The organism is Chitinophaga eiseniae (assembly GCF_900167135.1).
GTDB classification, from domain to species: domain Bacteria; phylum Bacteroidota; class Bacteroidia; order Chitinophagales; family Chitinophagaceae; genus Chitinophaga; species Chitinophaga eiseniae.
In genome coordinates this window covers 324,488-343,224 of the sequence record NZ_FUWZ01000004.1, presented here as the reverse complement: position 1 = coordinate 343,224, position 18,737 = coordinate 324,488, and the positions used below count along the sequence as shown (strand labels likewise).

The window sequence follows — 18,737 nt, the reverse complement described above, 5'->3', positions numbered from 1 at the left end:
GTCGTTTGCTACAACCGGCAACAACTCACTGCGCCGACGATCAAACACAGACGATATTTGGTCTTACGAAAATGGTATTTGAGACATTGCAAAACGGTAAAGTCCGCATGTTGTGGTAATCGCGTAAAGTTTCCCCATAGGAAAGTATTAAGTTTTAGAAAAGGACATGGGCCTCATTGGTTCATCCTACAATTCACAGAATGTTCACATGACTCAACGGAACAATTCCGCTAACGAAAGTATAAAAACTATTCAAGCACGGTTGTAGTTGTTACTGTAATAGTGATGTAGTAGTTATACTACATTGCCACTGTCCGGCTGTCAGACCATTCTAAAAAAATTCTCAAATAATTATATACATCAGAAGAAAAATATATTACTTTAGTGTTGACAAAAGATCTATGCTACCCTCCTGCCCTAACCTGAACGGAAATGACACACGTATTGATAGCAGATGACCATTCGATAGTAAGACTTGGCGTAAAACAAATTGTCTGCTCCCTGCCTGGTGACATGCATGTTACAGAAGCAAAAACATTTGACGAAACCATTTCTTTTATTGAAATCAGGCATTTCGACCTGCTGATTTTAGACATTAATATGCCCGGCGGCAACAACCTGCAGATGATACAGGCAGTAAAGCTTCGTCAGCCTGATATCAGGATACTGATCTGTTCGGCGTATGAAGAAATCCTGTACGCGCTCGGCTATCTGCAGACCGGCGCCGACGGCTACATTGAAAAAAACTCTCCGGACGAAGACTTTAAAATAGCCGTCGCAACGGTATTGGGGGGTGAAAAGTATATCAGCAGAGCCGTCAGGGAACAGTTGATCAACAAGTATACCCGGCAACAGGAAGTTCACCAGAATCCGTTCGCCGTACTCTCCGGCCGTGAGGTTGAAGTCATGAACCTATTGACCAAAGGCCTTCCGTTAATAAAGATTGCGGAGATGCTTCACCTGCAGCTCACCACTGTGAGCACCTATAAAGCGCGCATCTTTGAAAAAACGGGGGTAAAAAATGTGATCGCTTTAGTGGAGAAAGCACATATGTACCAGGCTACCAGTCATGTCGGCGAAGCTGTAATGAAAGTATAGTGCCCCTCTCCTTTCCCGGGCGGGCGATTAACCGGCCGTTGATGGCCGGGAGTAATTCCTTGATGAGTATCAGGCCCATCCCGGTGCTGATGGAATGCCCGGTACCGTCATTTTCCGCCTGGTTCATCCAGTCCCTGACCGCCTGCGGCATACCGCTACCAGTATCTGCAACGTGTATGGTCAATAACCCCGCATCTTTTTCAACCGTTACTTCCACGCTCCCGTGGACGGTATATTTAACAGCATTATCCAGCAGATTATGGAGTATCACTGCCAGCAGAAGCTTATTAGCTACCACCGTCGTTCCCGGCGGGATGTGATTCATCAACCGTATGCCCTTTGAATCAGACACCGGTTTAAAGATCGCCATTTTTTCTTCTGCCAGCCAGGGCAGGTCTATGACTTCTTCGGAGAATTCCCCTGTCTGGTAGGTAGTCCGCATATAATGGATCAGGTTATCCACCAGATAATGCATACGGTACAAGCTCTCATAGGTCACCGTTTTTATTTCGGTCTCCTTCAGCCTGTCTGAAGAGGGTTCATTATTATTGACGCGCAGCAAAAACCGCAACGGCGTTTTTATATCATGGGTAATGGCGGTCAGCAGGTGTTTATGCATTAAGCCCTGCTTACGGAGCTGCTCGTCCGATTCCTGTAAAATGGCCATTGTTTCCTCCAGCTTTTGCGTGCGGTTATGGACTTTCAGCTCCAGCAACTTGTTCTGCTGTTGAATATGCCTGATACGTATTTTATAAATCAGTACGATAAGACAGACCAGGGCGAACAATACCGCTAACCTGAACCATCCTTTTTCGTAGAAGGCCTCCTGCACACGGATGCCAATCACTTTTTCAATGTACTGGTCCCTGCCGAAGCCTTTCAGTTTCCGGACGCGGATGCGGTAGCTTCCTGATGGCAACGATGACAGTGTGATGGTCCTGTCACTGGTAACAGGCAACCAAATTTCTTCTTCCTGCCAGTCGTCTTTATCCAGGCAATAGTAAAAATACAGGTTCCGCTGGTCGCCGAAATAAGGAGAGCTGATGTGCAGCCGGAAGGTTTTAAAACCGTTGGGCAGCTCGAAGTGATCGCCGGCAACCGCTTGTTTGAGGTTATGCTCCATCCAGTCGACGAAGATTTTCTGGTCCGGCATCTCCATCCGGACGGATGAAGGTGTAAACTGTACCAGTCCGTCGAGCGAGGGCAGAGAGATATCTCCGTTCTCATATTTAAAGGCGCAGGGCTGGCAACCACCGTTAAACTCGTTGGTATTAAAGCCCTGGTCTTTCCCGAAATAATAATAAAACAGGTCGCGCTGCTTACCGTCGGCATAGTCCAGCACATCCTGCCGGCGGACGCGGAACAGCCCTTTATTGGTAGTGAGCCAGAAATAGCCCTGGTAGTCTTCCGTAATACAGTGGGTGGTAGCCATATAGTGCTGTCCGTCCAATGGCAGAGGCACGAGCCGGTCATTACGGTAAAGGAAAACACCTTTATTATACGTAGTGATCCAGACCTCTTTTTGCCTGGGCACATAGATGCTTCTTATGTTCCCCTGTTCCAATCCACGGATGGTGTCTGTACGCCCTGAAGGCAGGTGTACCCGGAACAGGCCTTTGCCGGTGCCTACCCACAGCAGGCCGGGAATCTGTCCTTCTTTGATGCAGGTAACGTCCTCTACTTTAGCCGGCAGCGCCTGTAAGGTATCATCCGGTGAAGTGGTTTTGAGGTAATACAGCCCCGGAAACTGGCCGCCTACCCATATATTTCCACTAGGACCGGCATAGACCGGGCCGACGAGATAAGGTAGTTCCATTTTGCGTACCACCTTACTAAAATCGGGAGATACACCGATCAGAGAAAATCCTTTCCGGCCCCAGTATCTGCCCTGCTGGTCACGGGCCAGCGCATATTTCTCCAGTATGTTTTCGGCACCAAACGACAGGGGCAACCAGGTGTATTTTCCGTTTTTCCCGAAAGAGAGGCCGGTGGCGGTTACCACGCCATTACCGGGAAAGGGTGCCTGGGCGTAAAAAACTTCCTCTCCCGAAGCATCTGATTTCCGGACGGTAAACTGCTGTCTTGTATAGATATAAAGACCTTTGGTAGAGCTGCCGAGGAAAACGCGGCTGTTTGCCTGATCATAATAGATAGCGGTGATGTAAGCCTGATGCAGATTGAAACCTTTCACGACCAGTGAACTGTGTATTCTTCCATGTCCCTGGGGCTGCAGCAGATAACAGGCGCGGTCCGTATATACGAAGACCTGCCGTGCTGCGATGTTCCAGAACAGTTGCATTTTGCATTTGCTGAAAGCGGAGTCTGTCGGCAGGTCGCCTGTCAGCGTTAACTTTGTCGGTTGGTCTTTGTCCCACCCGAAGATGTCTCCGTCTTTGTTCAGGTAAAATAGCCGGCTATCGCAAACGAACAAACGCAGCAGATCGAGCTGCGGCCGGACAATGTGATAGTCTGCTTTTCCTTTTTTTATATGGGTGATGGTATCCTGGTTGACAGAAAAATAACTTTCTGTTGTCTGCGGCAAGACTACCGGGCATATCCTGGCAAAATGTGCTCCGTAGTCGTCGGGCCATCCGCGGATAGGATAATAGTCTTTGTTGCTGGCTTTGTATTGCTGATATCCGTAGCCAGGCATCGTTTGTCCTATGTGCTTTACGCTGCTCCGGGTGACCGTCAGTATCTCCCCGATATCATTTTCCACGGCGATGGCGGTGTCGCTGGGATATATCCGCGCCATCCTGCTGCTTTTCAGTCCCGGCAGGTTGTCGGTGCTAAAATTGAAGAAGTAATTGCCGTCAAATCGCGTGAGGCCGTTTTCCGTGGCCAGCCACAGAAATCCGTTCTTATCCGGAACGATGCCTTTGATGCTGTTCTGGGGTAATCCATCTTCATCCGTGAAGTGCCTGACAAAGTAACGCGCTGCCGTATCTGCCGGGAGACTGGGCGTCGCCGGTACAAAATGAAGCAAGCATAGGTGAAGACAGACAATAAGGTTCATCGTAAAGATAAAGCACGAACAACATGACCACAGGACTTCCGCAATCCTGACTTAACTCGCCACAAATATATACATAGCGCGCGAATTAAAATAGGATTAAAAAACAGGCTGCCGGGAAAAGTAGCCAGGCTGAACCCTGTCTGTCCGTGTTCAGCCTGACTGTAATGTACCGGTTTTAGTTGACCTTGATACGGGAGATCTTGCCATCCAGTCCGTTATTACGGATGAAAGACACAACAACGTATTCATCTTCATAGCTGCGTTCAAAGGTATCGACCGTATACTCCGGAGATACCCTTTTTACATTGACGATGGTAAAATCGTCACTTGTAGAACCATCAGGTGAGTCATACACCGTGATCTCACATCCCTGCCGCACGCCATACAGTTTCATGGAGCGGATTTCATCATTTTTTACCGGCTTGAAGTTCTGTCCAGGGGTGTCTTCAACGGTCTGTACAATGTTCTGAGTGCCATTGTTGCCTTCATAGAATACGATAATACCCATAAAATAGCGTTTTGAGGTGAAATAATAAAAAGGAGGAATCATTCCTGTAAATAGGAAAAAGGTGTATTAATAAATTAAAATGGTTAATTGTCCGGATTTAATTAATAGTTAGGACTACAAACTTATCAATACGATTATTTTGAGTATCAATGGGTTTCACAGAAAAGATAACACAGTACCGATGGGCACTACAGCGCTATCATATCCTTCAGCATTCTCGAAATGAAATTAAGGAAAAAAAACAGATCAACAAAAAAAGAGGATGGGAGCATTGTTTTAAATCAGTTAAACACTATGATATTCATTAGTATTTTCCACGCGGGAATACTCGATTCGCTTCGGCTTTCTACACCGGGTGTTACATTAAATTCCCCTGTCGAGAAATTTCTCCGGCACGTTGTAGCCACCGTTTTTAAACGGAACGATCGTCTTCTCCAGCGGCAGGCTCCCATCCATACAGCTGCCGCTGATAATCAGCAGTTGGTAGTTCTCCTCCTGTCCAGCAGGGCGCATCAGCCATTTATTAAACTTACAATGTTGTATACCGTTGGCATTATCATAAGCATCGCTGGTGGTAATCGTGAAAGCTGCTGTCAACTGATCGTTGGAGAAAGCCAGTACATCGTCCCAGGAAATGCTGCTGCCCATGTGGGTAATACCACCGGACACCATAATGCCTATACGATGTGTACCCAGCTTCACAAGGCCGCTGAAATAGCCGGAATTGCCGTACATACCGCCACCGCCGGCGTTCAGCTGATGCGCCACGGCTTGCCAGCTGTCACCCGCTTGCTTAAACACCCAGACGTCCATCCAGCCGGTAGCAGGCGCTCCGCCGTTCGGCACTCCGTTGGTGAATACGGCCGTACAGTATACGTTACCATCCAACCGGAAATACACGATAGCGTCCAGCCCGCGTACCACCTCGTCCGGACCTGCCTCCGTTGGAACCGTGTCATACACCGGTTTGGTCAGTTGCGCTATCTGTGCAGCACCGAAACCGGCAGGCGCCGGTAACAGCTCCACCCGTTCGTCGAACAGCTGCTTGATTTCATTGCGGACTATCTGTCGCAGGCCGTCGACCGATTTTTCGGTATTCACTTTTTCCAGGAAGAGCTTTACAACACCCGCAGTCCGCGTGTTGCCATATTTTTGTACAAAGGAGAGATATTCCGCTTTGTTTTCAGCGACCAGTGAACTGATGTCCTGATGGCTGTCAAAGCTGGGGGTATTGTCTTGCCCGAAGAGATAGTCTTCACAATAGCGTTCATAGTTCTCCCTGGCGTTGGCCACCAGGATACTGTTGGGATAAGCGTCTACGAACTGCTCCCAGTGAAGCGCCCGTTGACCTACATGGCTAAAAGGTACGGCCAGCCCCGCATCGGCGCTGTACAACACCGTATCTTCATCTGCATTTAGCTGGAGGTAACTCCGGTAATCGGGCGGCAACGAATTTTTAAAAAGCCTTGTATAAAAATCGGGAACGGTGCGCAGCACGGTATATCCCTCGCCTATTCCCCATGGTTCTATACCGGCGGTGGCCAGCAGATCGATGGCCCTTTGTACGCTGTCAGGTGGCACCACTTTATTTTTTTCTTCGGAGAAATAGTTGACATACTTGTCCAGCCAGCCGCTTTCATTATTGCTGATGCCGGCAACCGCGGTATCAGCATACAGCGCCAAAGAGCGATACAACGACACCGCAGCCTCCGCGCTGATGCCGGGCAATTGCCGTTCGACCGCCTTTATCCTGCTGATGATGCCATCGACATAGGCTTGCGTGGAAAGTGTTTCTCCCGCTGATGGGCGAGACAGCGAATCTACCTTCGCGGTAGTGATAGTGTCTTGTGGCTGGTCCTTCTTTTTCTGGCCCCAGTTACAGGCGGTCAACAAAGCAATGGAAAACAACAGGCCGGGAGTCAGCCCTTTGAAAAATGTACACTTCATAGTATTTAAAGCCATAAATAAGGCTGTAAGATAAGGAAAGCGCCGTAATTAAAAAGCCAGTCAATACCGTGCGGCAGCTTTCCAGCTGCTGGTATCTGTCAGCGCCTGCATAAAGGCTACCAGCGCTTTTTTGTCGTGCGGCGTCAGTTGCAGCTTGTCAGCGGGCAATGTCTGATTGGGCGGCGCAATGCCCAGTCCCGCCCCGCCGCCTTTATCGTAGAAGTCGATCACCGATTCCAGCGTAGGGAACACACCGTTATGCATATACGGAGCGGTGAGTGCGCTGTTACGTACCGTAGGCGTTTTGAAGGCATAGCGGTGGATGCTGATCTTATACAGCACGTACTTGCCGGGATCTTTGTCGAGTGGTGCATGTGGACGATTGCTCGCCGGAACGCCCAGCACTTCCGATTCCGGCTCCGCGAAATAAGGCGGCGCCACGCCGTTGAAGAGTGGGGCAAAGTGGCAGGTACCGCACTTGCCCTTTCCCATAAAGATGTTAAAGCCCTTTTTCTCCGTAGCGTTCAGCGCCATGGTATCCCCGTTCATATAGCCGTCAAACCGGGATTGCAGGCTGGTGAGCGACCGCAGGAAAGACGCCAGTGCATTGGCGATGTTCTCTTCAGTGATATTGTTGTTACCCGCCGCAAAGGCTTTGCTGAAGAGACGTATATAGGCGCTGTCTTTCTTCAACGCCCGGGCAGTCTGCTCCAGGGAACCATTCATCTCCCGCTTGTTGTGGACCACGTCCGACACCTGGTTTTCGAGGAAGATGGCGCGGGAATCGTAGAACTGTTTAGACTGGAACGCGGTGTTTAGTAGCGTGGGGGTATTACGGGCAATAGGCGTTTTACTGTCGAGCGCTGTGTTCCTTGCTATCCCGTCGGTAAAAGCTTTGGAAGCCTGGTGACAGGAAGCACAGGAACGCTGCAGGTTGCCGGACAATACGGGATCATAGAAAAGGCGTCGCCCCAGCTGTATCCTTTCGGCTGTAGGATCTGATTCGTAGTTAGGCGAATAGCCGTTGGCGTTATAGTACCGCATAGCGAAGAGGTGCGGCGCTTCGGGCGACAATATCCGCCTTTCCTGGGGCACCTGCAGGGAAAGCTGCTGCTGCAGCGACAACAGCGAGGTGCTGATGGGATTGGCATACGTGGTAATAAAATGCAGCCGGTCAAAGGCATTGAACCCCGTATGTTGCAACAGGTATTGCCGGGCCGATGTAAAGCGTGTGATCAGTGTATGCTTTAGCGTTGTATCCGCCAGCCTGTCCGCATAGAGGGTGGCGGCATATTTTACCCCTTCCAGCGCCGCCGCCGCTTCTTCCATAGATAACAGCACTATCGGTGAATCAAAACCGGAAATGCCCTGTGCGATGATACGATAGATCTCAAAACGCATAGCATCCAGCACATAAGCATCCATAAAACCGTAAGGGTCTGTCTGGGATTGCAACGCTGTAAACTGTTCCCGAAGGGCCGTTACGGCTGCCAGCAGTTCTTTGGCCGGTATCGCAGGCGCCCAAAGCTTTTCCTCCATCACCTGGAAACCCTGCGGCGGCAATATGGCCCGCGAATTCTCCCCGTCCGCAAACGGTAAAGCCGGACCGTTGATACTGCGGATTAAATGCGGGTAATAGTACTCCGTGAGAAATTCGGTGCGTTTGTACGCCTGCCTGGCAGCACGGAATAACCGCTGCTGGGTGGCAGCCGGCGCATGGCGGCGGATCGCCAGTTGTAACAGCTGAAGGCTGTCCGCCACAACGCCCATCTGCTGGCTGAACCAGGTTTCCAGTGTGGCAGCGGGTTTGACAGCTACCGGGGCGGGCGACCAACGTAGCTGCATAAACGTTAGTGTGGCTAATAAGAGGGTGGACAACATGGTTTTCATATGGCGCTAACAGGATTTTTAAACCGGGTATTGTAAAATATGAAAATTATAATTAATTTCAATACCGGAACATGTTTTAACGCCAGACCTGTAATGAAGCAGCTATGCGCGCCCCGGAAACCCTGAGCTTCATGCATCAACCTATTCTGTTTCAGACGATTAATCCACATCTCAATTCATCTAAATCCATCTAAATCGATCTATCAAATCCAAACACTTAAATCTCATCCCATGATCCCATGCTTGTCCACTATTGCGAAATCGTGCATCGCTACCTGTTGTGGCGCCCTGTTGGGCCTCACCCTACAGGCGCAGACCACACTGGTCCCTTTTGGTTCTACCTGGAAATACCTCGACAACGGCTCCAACCAGGGCACTTCCTGGCGATCGGCCTCGTTCAATGACGCCTCCTGGCAGGAAGGCCCTGCCGAGCTGGGCTATGGCGACGGCGACGAAGCCACCACTGTCAGCTACGGCAGCAGCTCGTCCAACAAGTACGTCACCACTTATTTCAGGAAGAAGTTTAACCTCACCGGCCTAAGCAACTACACCAGTTTCACACTTGAATTCAGAAGGGACGACGGTATCGTAGTATATGTAAACGGCACCGAAGTAAAACGGGATAACATGCCCACCGGCACTATCTCCTACACTACCAAGGCCTCCAACGACGCCAGCGACGACGGCGCTTCCACGCAAACGGCCACCATCCCCACTTCCGCCTTCGTGGAAGGCAGCAACACCATCGCCGTGGAGATCCACCAGGAAGTGGTCACCAGCAGCGACATTTCCTTCGACCTGCAACTGAAAGGTAATACCGGAAGCTCCTCCGCTTCCGTGGTAAGAGGCCCCTACCTGCAAATGGGCAACCAGACAGCCGTCACTGTCCGCTGGCGCACCGCCACGGCCAGCAACACCAAGGTGAAGTACGGCACCACCTATGGCAGCCTCACCGACAGTGTGGTAAACACCACCTCCTCTACCGAACATGAAGTGAGGCTTACCAACCTGCAGCCGGACACCCGCTATTACTACAGCATCGGTACCACCACCGCCGTACTCGAAGCTACCGACAAAAACTATTTTAACACCGCCCCTCCCACCAATACTACGCGCAAAATCAGGATTGCCGCTTATGGCGATTGTGGCAACAACTCCAGCAACCAGACAAAAGTGCGCGACGCCTATATGAACTATGTAGGCGCAGGCCACACCGACGTTTGGCTACTGCTTGGCGATAATGCCTACGATGGCGGGTTTGACAATGAGTATCAATCCAACTTCTTTAATATATACAAAGACAACCTGCTGAAAAATATCCTGCTGTTCCCTTCACTGGGCAACCACGATTATGACAACGATCCATCCCGGCAGGATGACCACAATATCCCTTACCTCACCAACTTCACCCTTCCGAAAAACGGCGAGTGTGGTGGCGTTGCTTCCGGTAAGGAAGAATACTATTCTTTCGATTACGGCGATATCCACTTTATCTGCCTGGACTCCTACGGAAAAGAAAGCAGCAAGCGCTTCTACGATACCACCAGTGCACAGATACAGTGGCTTAAAAACGATCTCGCCGCCAATACCCGTAAATGGACGATCGCCTACTGGCACCATCCTCCGTACACCATGGGCAGCCATAACTCCGATACAGAAAGCGAGCTGGTGAAAGTAAGACAGAACCTTATCCGCATCCTGGAGCGCAACGGGGTAGACCTCATCCTCAACGGACATAGTCATGACTATGAACGCTCCTATTTTATCCGCGGCCACTATGGACTGGAAAATACGTTTTCTTTCTCCCAGCATGCCGTCAGCAACAGCAGCGCGAAATATGACAACACCGCCAGTTCCTGCCCCTATGTGTCTAAGTCCGCGAAGACCAATCATGGCACCGTATACGTGGTGGCCGGTTCCGCCGGACAGGTGGGCGGCACTTCTTCTTCTTTCCCGCACGCATCTTCCTATTATTCCAACGCCACCACCGGTGGTTCGCTGTTGCTGGAAATAGAAGGCAACCGGCTGGACGCGAAGTTCATCGCGGCTGACAAAACCGTCAAAGACCGCTTCACGATCATGAAAGATGTCAACAAAACCACTGTGGTAAATGCCACCGCCGGGCAACCGCTTACCCTCAGCGCTTCCTGGCCGGGCAACTATAAATGGGATGACGGCTCTACCAGCCGTGACAGGACCGTTACCCCCGGAGGCACTACCGTGTATACTGTTAACGACAACGCTACGCCCGCCATCTGCGTCACCGACACATTCAAAGTGGTGACCGGCGCCCTGATGGCGACAGCCGTTACGGAGAATAAGGCAACGGCATCACCGACGGCTTTCACCTGTAAGATATATCCCAATCCATCTCCCAATAATAAACTACAGGTAGAGATCAGCAGCAAACAGCAGCAAGTGGTAAGATACAGTATTGTAGACCTCTCCGGCAGAAGGATACAGGAAAATGTATGGCAGGTGTCCCTGGGCACCACCACACAGACGATCACGCTGCCAAGGGGCAATTATATCCTGACGGTAGTGAACACTAACGGCGACAGACAAACACAGCAGATAGTGGTGGAGTAACCTATCGTTGCATTATTATCCGGCCCGTGAAAAATGCCACCCTGCATTTCACGGGCCGGGCTATTTTTAGTTCATTTCCCTGAAAATAAGCGTTAGATTTGATGTACTCAAAATAACCATCACTATGAAACCGAATACTATTGACGCAAACGCGAACGCATCGGTCTTTCGCCACAGGTCTTACCTTGACACTTCCCGCCCCGACATATGGAGCCCGAAAGAATGTCTGCTGATCGGCGACAATGAGCCCGTTGTCAAAAAACTGATCGATATGTGCGAAAAAAGACCGGGTAACCCGTTGCCGGGCAGCCGGCCATATACGCAACTCATCAGGGAGCCGGGCTATCTTCCTTATGCTTCCGCAAAGGTACCTGTCACCGCTACAGGTGATGATAAATGTCCATGGCCAGCTGCCTTTGGTATACGCTTATTCCCCGGTACCTCCTCAGGTCCCAGCTGGATACGCTCACACAGGCCAATCCGCGGCTGAAACAGGCCTTCGCACCGCCGGCGCCGGGAAATAGAAATATTATCTGCAACACATTACCCGGGTCACAGTTGCACACCAGGGACTGGCAACCGCTATGGACGACCACACCGGCAGATGTCTCCGTGCTGGTAGCAAAAGCGGTCCGCAGAATCCTGCTGGAAGGCTCGTATAACGAACGGAAACATCAACGTTGCCAACAAGCAGCATACGATGTTCTCTGCGACTGCATGGCCATTGAAAATGAGCATCCGCAACTGTTATCCCTTTCCTTGAAGTGGCGCCTTTTGTTTAACGAAGCGACAGCAGATGCCGGGCAGGAACACTACGATCAGCTTACCACTCTCGGTGAGCTGGTTGAAAGAATATGGGTACATCTCATCATTGGAGACCAGGGTAAAAATGGTGACACTGACGCCAGGCTTTTCGTTGATGTGGATCGCCATTTCAGGCGTACCTATCTGCTCGATCCGGCTTCCGGCCTGATGATCAGACGCGCTTTTCTCGGTGTTGTGTCCAGCTCAATGGAACTGAGCGGTTTTAATCCTTATAGCTGTATGGTGGAAGGCGCGGGTAAAATATGCGGGATGTAACCTATTAGCATTTTTATACAGACAAAATCCCGGAGCGCTCCATTGCTCCGGGATTTTTATGTGTGCCATGCACATCGTACGAACCAGCAGCACGTAGCTTTCATACTATGCTTTTCACGGATGTTCTTCTCCCACCGCGCTGGCGGCATGTATAAAAGTAGGGCGGCTGAAGCTGTAATAAGGCTGAAAGAAACACCAGATCCGCTTACTGGTGCTGTGTGAACGGAATACCTCCGTTGTGTGATCAGGGTTGGCGATGGAAAGGCTGATAGTAGCGTTATCCACGTCCGGATGATTGGGATCGTATATTTTGAGAGAAAGGTCGGAGCCATCGAGTTCGTATCCATAGACCAGCACGACGTGGTTTTTGCCGAGATCAAAAGGATTGAGGGACTTGGTTTGTACCAGTGCCAGGGGTACCAGCTGGTTACTGTCCAGCTTACGTTTCATCTTAGGCCATTCATCTTTGATCATTCGCCATGCCCTGCCACGCGGCGCCAGTCCTATTTTGCTCATGTCTGTTTCGTGGTCCGGCAGCGCGGGGTTCATCAACATCATATACGTAGCGATGCCGCCGGGCAGGTTAAAGCTGGCCATAAAGCGGTCTACCAGGTAGTTGTACAAACCACCGCCACAGGGAGATACTTTGGTGGCCGGGGGCAGCTGGTTGCTTTCGAAGAGGTCACGCACCGCGAACACCATTCCGCCGCATACACCATTAGAGGCGTTGCCGATGGGTATTTTGATATCGGCGAAAGGAATGGGAGGTATCAGGTTAAATAACGGGCAGCTGGGGAAACTGCTGTTATTAAAGTGAAAAGCATGGGTGCTGGGTGTAAATCCCGGTACGCTATGCTGTCTGATCCAGGTATCGGAGGACCACAACGCATGACCGTTGGCGTCGTAAATCACCAGGTTGCCATCATCCTGTAATATCAACCAGGCGCCGTAGTGACGGTCGGTACCGGAATCCCATACGTAGCTGTGGCCTGGTCCGTACATCACGAGATTGCCATCTTCCTGCATCTCCAGTATGTCCACCTGGCGGCCGTCTGTATTGGATGCCCACCGGGGTATGTTGCCGGTGCGGTATAACACCAGGTTGCCATCTCCTTGTAATATTAAAGTAGTTTTTCCGTTGGGGGCAGTCAATGTTCCGCCCACTGGGAGCGATTGTCCCGGTAGAAGTCTGTCCATAAATGAGGGTTAATTTAAATTGGTTATTAATTTAAGTTTGGGTTAACCGGTTAATTACAATACAAAAGTAGGCGCTTCGCCGCATGTGGATAAGCGTAGAAACAGGGAATTTGGCAACTCCGTAGATGTACGTAGGCTAAACTTTATCGGCCTTGTTTCCGGATTTGCTGTACAGATTTTTTAAAATCATCGTTCCGAAGCAGCTTTTCCGGCACGGCATTTCTCTTCGATTCCCACCCTCTGCCCCCGCCAGAGAGATAATCATTTTTATATTATTTCTCTAAAATAAAAAGTACTTTGTATTTCAAAGTATATTTGTATTTTTGTATTGCCTTCTAAAAAACATGCTATGAAAATAGACATTATCATTGCGTATGTTCAGCGATACGAATTCGGCCATGAATACGACTTTGTGCCGCCCATCACCGGCATCCACCTGGCCGCCATCACCCCGGCGGAACATACGGTAGCGGTTTACCATCAGCAGGTGGACCGTATCAACACCCAAACGGACGCTGATCTCATTGCCATCTCCTTCTTCAGCGGTTTTGCCATGGCCGCCTATGCACTGGCGGTGGAATTCAGAAAAAAGGGAAAGACAGTGGTCGCCGGCGGCCCACACGTCACCTACTGCCAGGCCGAAGCGCTGGAATACTTCGACGCCATCGTCACCGGTGAAGCAGAGAGTGTATGGCCGCAGCTGCTCAGGGATGCGGCCAACGGGCAACTGAAACAGGTGTATACCGGCGGCCCCTGTGACATGAAAGACCTGCCCACCCCCAGGTATGACCTGTTGCCCAACAAATTTTTTATCCGGAAAGTGATACAGGCAACCAGGGGATGCCCCTTCTCCTGCTCTTTCTGTACTGTGCCTTCGTTGAACCCCGGCTTCCGGCTAAGACCTGTTAATGATGTGCTCCGCGATGCGGGCTACGATAAATTTGACTATTGGTGGCAGCGGAAAGTGGTCTGGTTCTGGGATGACAACCTCACTATCAAACGCCCTTACATCCGTGAGCTGCTGCAGGGAATGATCCCGTTGAAGAAATGGTGGCTTACGCAGGCCAGTATGGATATCGCCAAAGATCCGGAGCTGCTCGACCTGATGAAGGCCTCCGGCTGTATCGGCGTGTTCCTCGGCATTGAATCCTTCGGGGTAGACTCCCTCGCCGACGCCAACAAACGGCAAAACAAAATCGCCAATTACAGCGCGGCCGTCAAAGCTATCCGCCAGCGCGGTATAGCGGTCATGGCAGGATTTATCGCCGGCTTCGATCACGACGATGAACAAAGCATCATCCATATGGCCGACCAGCTGATGGAAATAGGCATAGATGTTCCTTTCCTGAGTATCATGACGCCTTTCAGAGGTACGCCCATCTATCATACGCTACGCCAGGAAGGAAGGATTATGGAGGACAGGAACTGGAATTACTACAATGGCTATAATGTGGCTTTTACCCCTAAAAAGATCGATGCCGATCAGCTGTTGCAGGCCCACAGAACATTATGGAAGAAGTCATTCTCTCCCTGGCATGCCGGCAGAAGGATACTCCGTGGTCTGTTTACCCTCCGCTGGGGCGCTTTCCTGCTGTCGCTGTTTATGAACAGTTTCTATGCTTACAAACGCGTCCGGAAAAACTACCCCATAGACATGACCCAACGGCATAATATCGTCAAAGCAGTGGAGCCGGTTCCCCGTTTTGAACACGGCGTTTTAGCATGATATGAAAATTTTAGCTACTTCTATCAGATGGAAATGGATATGGTCCTGCGTGTTTTGCCCGGTTTCTTTTTTAAGCAGATCGCTGAGGTACCCGGGAGACAGGTGAACTTGTTCCGCCAGGTCCTTCACAGTCATGAGCCGCTTTTCGCCGGGGAGATTGTATACTTTTTGCGGTTCCTGATATCCCTCCGCCTCTTTCAATGCGATGGCCGCGCAGCAGTTGACCAATCCCTGAAACAAGGCAGTAAAGGGCCATTCAACAGTATCACCAAATTGTCATGTTTAGGCCGTGCATATAGGATATTTCCGGGGATATGAATATCTTACTATTGATCGACCGTTTATCTGCCCCTACGAAACCCAACATCTGATGAGATTTCCAAACCCGTTATGCATTGCACTCGGTGCAGCCTCCATTCTCGCATTTTCCGCCTGCAGCAAATCATCACTCACTCCTCCCGCGGAAGAAAACGCACAAACCACGTTATCCGGCAAGCAGGTAACCGCCGCCGCCACTACTCCCGTTGGCACAGTTATTTATACCAGCAACGGGTATAAGCTTACGTTTAGCAATAACGCCAGCGGTTTCGACGATGCTACCCGTCAAAAATTCGTGGACATGTACTTTAGTATTTATCCAAAATTGCTAAATCGATTTTATAACAACGCCACCAAACAGGTCACTTTTGTAATCGACCCAAATTACAACGGCGTGGCCTATACGTCAGGCACCACAGTCACCTACAGCGCTGCCTGGATGGCCAACCATCCGCAGGACGTAGACGTGCTCACCCATGAAGTCATGCACGTAGTACAGGCATACACCGGCGGTACACCCGGTTGGCTGACAGAAGGTATTGCCGACTATGTACGCTATAAGTATGGTGTCAACAACGGACCGGCAGGCTGGTCACTCCCCGCCTGGTCGTCTTCCCAGTCCTATACAGATGCGTACCGGGTAACCGCACGCTTCCTCGTATGGCTGGAACGTCATGTGAGGGCTACCATTGTGGACGACCTGAATACCGCGCTGCGCAACAAAACCTACTCCGGCAACACCTGGAACCAGCTCACCGGCAGGTCTGTCGACCAACTGTGGACAGACTACTCCAATAACCCGGCGTTATAATTCATTGAAGTCATCATAACATTGCCGTTATTATTCTCTAACCAGGGAATGATGGACAGTCGATCAACTATTCAGGCAATGTTGTGTTTTATCGGTTACCGGCTGCCGGTCAGGCACGCCGGTAACCCTGCTGTTGACCGCTCTGACCGGGAAGGTGGCCGGTGTATCGCCTGCTACTCGCCGGCAGGTTCCCACAGCTCAATTTTGTTTCCCTCCACATCCAGGATGTGAACGAACTTTCCGAAATCATATGTTTCTATATCGTCCAACACCGTGACACCTTCTTTTTTAAACTCCTCCACCAGCGCTTCCAGGTTTTCTACCCGGTAATTAATCATAAAGTCCTTTTCCGAAGGCTCAAAATATGTGGTATTATCGGGGAAAGGGCTCCATTGCGTAGATCCGTTTTTCGTGGAATCGCCGGACTGCCGCCATTCAAACTTTGCACCGTATTCGTCGGTGTCGAAACCAAGATGGGTTTTATACCATTGTTTGATTTTTTCGGGGTCTTTACATTTGAAGAAGACGCCCCCGATACCCGTTACCCTTTTCATTTTACTGATTTTTGGTCGTGGACAATAATGAACTGAAACTGAAACCGGCACAGAAAGATATTCATATGCCGGTAAGCAATATTAGTACATTTTCGCAGTACCCAAAAAACAGGAAAGCCGCCCGCACCTCCCGGATGCAAGCGGCCTTTTAATGGTTTACTCCTGTTCTATCAAGGGCGGCCCGGTATCAGCTTAGCCGAAGAAGCGCCCACAAACTGCAGCATCTTTACCGCATGTGAACCATTAAGGCCACTTTCATCTCTTTCCTGCTGAAAAGCTTTAAACGAGGGAACATTCAATACTGTCTGCTGGATTTCTTCATCACGGTAAGCGGAAAAGTGGGAGAAAGTCACGCCATCATCCATCAGGGATACGTGATACCAAAAGGCAGTATCGTCCAACTTTTTGAAATCGGCCAGGAATCGCTGGATATTTTCCTGATTTTTTGCTGCGAACCCGGGTTTTACGGTGTAGGTAACCTGTACTGTTATCATGTCTTGTATGTTTTTATCGGTTTTAAGTCGAAGGCCTTCCGGCCCAGTTACACCTATATAACAACCGATGTTTTACATTTAAGACATCTTTTGGATTTTATTTTCAATTTTTTGCCTTAGCGAGGCATAAACCGACAGTCCACGGCTTTTTCAATTTTCCTGATCACCGTTATATCCCGCTCCTCGTATTTCCGAAACGGAGCTGCTGGTGCTGGCGGAAGACCGGGCGCTGAAGCAACGCATCAGCGATGTGGCGCGCCGCTTCCACGGCGAATATGCAGTATGGTTACGCACCTACGTCATGAAAAGTCCGTTCGCCGGCAAGATCACGTTCTTTAAATTCCGGAAAGAAAACCAGTTCGCGGTCTCCGGCGAAAATGTCTCACTATTATCCCACCTGTTCAGCAATGCGTGGCAAGAGAGACCATTCCTATTGGCGGCGCGGGGAAAATAAAGCCGGGGTAGCGGGTGCTTATTAAGCTGTCGTCTTATCCGTTTGAGGAATACGGGATGTTAAAGGGGGGTTATGGGCCGCAGCTGGAAGCTACCGGAGAAATACTGACGGAGAACAGAAGTATTTTAAAAAGACTGTTTGAGAACCTGATAGGAAGATGGAGGCAGTAAACCACCTCCATCTCTTCGTTACTATTTATTATAAACGGGACTTCTTTTCAGCATGTAAAACAGGGCGTCGTGGTAAGACCCTTCGTTGTTTAAAAACGCCGTACGCCTGTTGGCAAATATTTTCTCGTTCTGTTTATTGAAAATACCCAGCGTCACCTCGTTCTCATATTGGTTTTCCACGGTGGTATTGGCAGAATTATCATGTTGCCGTTTATTGCCTTCAGATTGGGAGGTAGTGGTACTGGAGGAGTTCACGCTTTCCTTCACGCTGCGGGACAAGGTCCCCTGCAACACAAATTCGGCACCTAATATTTTACACAGTTCATCGTAGGTATAACCTTTGATGGTATTGGCATCAATGCCTTTTTTATACAGCAGTGCGTTGGTAGTGTTGGGGTCCTGGAATTTGTATTGCCCGTTCCGCTTGCTGAGGTATACGTAAGTATCGTTCTGCAGCTTTTCTCCTTTTTCGATGACCTGCTGCAGCGGTTCATTCACCGCAATGTATTTAAATGGCAGAATAGCCACCAGGCCTGATTCAATGGGACGGCCGGCATCAGCGGCCGGTTTGCCGGCGTTGGCAGATGGATTGCTGACAACTTCCACCCTGCCGCTGGAAAAGGTGATCTTGCTGATATCCGCCTTTTTCAACTCGTAAACGAGCGTTTCCCCGGTATGAACAAATTTAATGGTGTTGACATGCATTTCCGTGATCTTACCATGCTTTTCTTCCCCGCTCAGCATAAGAATTACGTCTTCTTTTCCGGGGGAAGCTTTTCCGGATTGCGCTTTCAGTACAGAAAAAAAAGTCAGCAGCACACCTGCAACAGCCACAAAAAATTTCAAAGTTTTGGTCATGATACAAATATTAGGGTTTTCAAAATT

The 18,737-nt window shown here is 50.0% G+C and carries 16 protein-coding genes; 7 read left to right on the top strand and 9 right to left on the bottom strand.

The window, feature by feature from the left end; genetic code table 11:
- The first annotated feature begins 432 nt into the window (after positions 1-432).
- Positions 433-1,098 carry a response regulator gene (locus tag B5D63_RS24960; RefSeq protein WP_078671596.1) on the top strand — a complete coding sequence of 222 codons (666 nt, stop codon included), beginning with the start codon at positions 433-435 and terminating at the stop codon, positions 1,096-1,098.
- Here B5D63_RS24960 and B5D63_RS24955 read toward each other — a convergent pair.
- The 4 genes from B5D63_RS24955 to B5D63_RS24940 all read right to left on the bottom strand — a co-directional run bounded on the left by B5D63_RS24955 (position 1,061) and on the right by B5D63_RS24940 (position 8,459).
- Entirely contained in the window at positions 1,061-4,114 is a 3,054-nt protein-coding gene (locus tag B5D63_RS24955; RefSeq protein ID WP_078671595.1) for a sensor histidine kinase, read from the bottom strand. The genes B5D63_RS24960 and B5D63_RS24955 overlap by 38 nt on opposite strands.
- Before the next feature lie 175 nt (positions 4,115-4,289).
- On the bottom strand, positions 4,290-4,622 hold the full coding sequence (locus tag B5D63_RS24950) for a hypothetical protein (RefSeq protein WP_078671594.1): 333 nt from the start codon (positions 4,620-4,622) through the stop codon (positions 4,290-4,292).
- A gap of 363 nt (positions 4,623-4,985) precedes the next feature.
- Positions 4,986-6,569 (bottom strand): hypothetical protein, encoded by a 1,584-nt coding sequence (locus tag B5D63_RS24945; protein ID WP_078671593.1) that lies wholly within the window; start codon positions 6,567-6,569, stop codon positions 4,986-4,988.
- Positions 6,570-6,629: 60 nt separating this feature from the next.
- Entirely contained in the window at positions 6,630-8,459 is a 1,830-nt protein-coding gene (locus B5D63_RS24940; RefSeq protein ID WP_078671592.1) for a cytochrome c peroxidase, read from the bottom strand.
- 231 nt (positions 8,460-8,690) lie between these two features.
- Between B5D63_RS24940 and B5D63_RS24935 the strand changes: the two genes are divergently transcribed.
- The 3 genes from B5D63_RS24935 to B5D63_RS24925 all read left to right on the top strand — a co-directional run bounded on the left by B5D63_RS24935 (position 8,691) and on the right by B5D63_RS24925 (position 12,128).
- Positions 8,691-11,048 (top strand): metallophosphoesterase, encoded by a 2,358-nt coding sequence (locus tag B5D63_RS24935; protein WP_078671591.1) that lies wholly within the window; start codon positions 8,691-8,693, stop codon positions 11,046-11,048.
- Between the two features lie 124 nt (positions 11,049-11,172).
- Positions 11,173-11,538: a hypothetical protein gene (locus B5D63_RS35140; protein WP_159456148.1), complete on the top strand. Its 366-nt coding sequence runs from the start codon at positions 11,173-11,175 to the stop codon at positions 11,536-11,538.
- Positions 11,451-12,128, top strand: a complete 678-nt coding sequence (locus B5D63_RS24925) for a hypothetical protein (RefSeq protein ID WP_143313078.1) — start codon at positions 11,451-11,453, stop codon at positions 12,126-12,128. The genes B5D63_RS35140 and B5D63_RS24925 overlap by 88 nt, the downstream gene beginning before the upstream one ends.
- Positions 12,129-12,242: 114 nt before the next feature.
- Here the strand turns inward: B5D63_RS24925 and B5D63_RS24920 are convergent, their stop codons facing one another.
- Entirely contained in the window at positions 12,243-13,325 is a 1,083-nt protein-coding gene (locus B5D63_RS24920) for a hypothetical protein (protein WP_078671588.1), read from the bottom strand.
- A 349-nt stretch (positions 13,326-13,674) separates the two neighbouring features.
- On the opposite strand from B5D63_RS24920, the gene B5D63_RS24915 reads away from it, so the two are divergent.
- Positions 13,675-15,051, top strand: coding sequence for a B12-binding domain-containing radical SAM protein (locus tag B5D63_RS24915; protein WP_078671587.1), 1,377 nt, complete (start codon positions 13,675-13,677; stop codon positions 15,049-15,051).
- Here the strand turns inward: B5D63_RS24915 and B5D63_RS35500 are convergent.
- A complete protein-coding gene (locus tag B5D63_RS35500; protein WP_235021623.1) occupies positions 15,043-15,291 on the bottom strand; it encodes a helix-turn-helix domain-containing protein in 249 nt (82 codons plus the stop codon). The genes B5D63_RS24915 and B5D63_RS35500 overlap by 9 nt on opposite strands.
- A 130-nt stretch (positions 15,292-15,421) precedes the next feature.
- Here B5D63_RS35500 and B5D63_RS24905 point away from each other — a divergent pair, with 130 nt between their 5' ends.
- Positions 15,422-16,180, top strand: a complete 759-nt coding sequence (locus B5D63_RS24905; RefSeq protein WP_078671585.1) for a basic secretory protein-like protein — start codon at positions 15,422-15,424, stop codon at positions 16,178-16,180.
- A gap of 173 nt (positions 16,181-16,353) precedes the next feature.
- Here the strand turns inward: B5D63_RS24905 and B5D63_RS24900 are convergent, their stop codons facing one another.
- Positions 16,354-16,734, bottom strand: coding sequence for a VOC family protein (locus B5D63_RS24900; protein WP_078671584.1), 381 nt, complete (start codon positions 16,732-16,734; stop codon positions 16,354-16,356).
- A 170-nt stretch (positions 16,735-16,904) separates the two neighbouring features.
- Positions 16,905-17,228 (bottom strand): antibiotic biosynthesis monooxygenase, encoded by a 324-nt coding sequence (locus B5D63_RS24895; protein ID WP_078671583.1) that lies wholly within the window; start codon positions 17,226-17,228, stop codon positions 16,905-16,907.
- 208 nt (positions 17,229-17,436) lie between these two features.
- Between B5D63_RS24895 and B5D63_RS24890 the strand changes: the two genes are divergently transcribed.
- Positions 17,437-17,682 (top strand): hypothetical protein, encoded by a 246-nt coding sequence (locus tag B5D63_RS24890; RefSeq protein WP_078671582.1) that lies wholly within the window; start codon positions 17,437-17,439, stop codon positions 17,680-17,682.
- Between the two features lie 191 nt (positions 17,683-17,873).
- Here B5D63_RS24890 and B5D63_RS24885 read toward each other — a convergent pair whose 3' ends face one another.
- On the bottom strand, positions 17,874-18,710 hold the full coding sequence (locus B5D63_RS24885) for a hypothetical protein (RefSeq protein ID WP_078671581.1): 837 nt from the start codon (positions 18,708-18,710) through the stop codon (positions 17,874-17,876).
- Positions 18,711-18,737 lie beyond the last annotated feature (27 nt).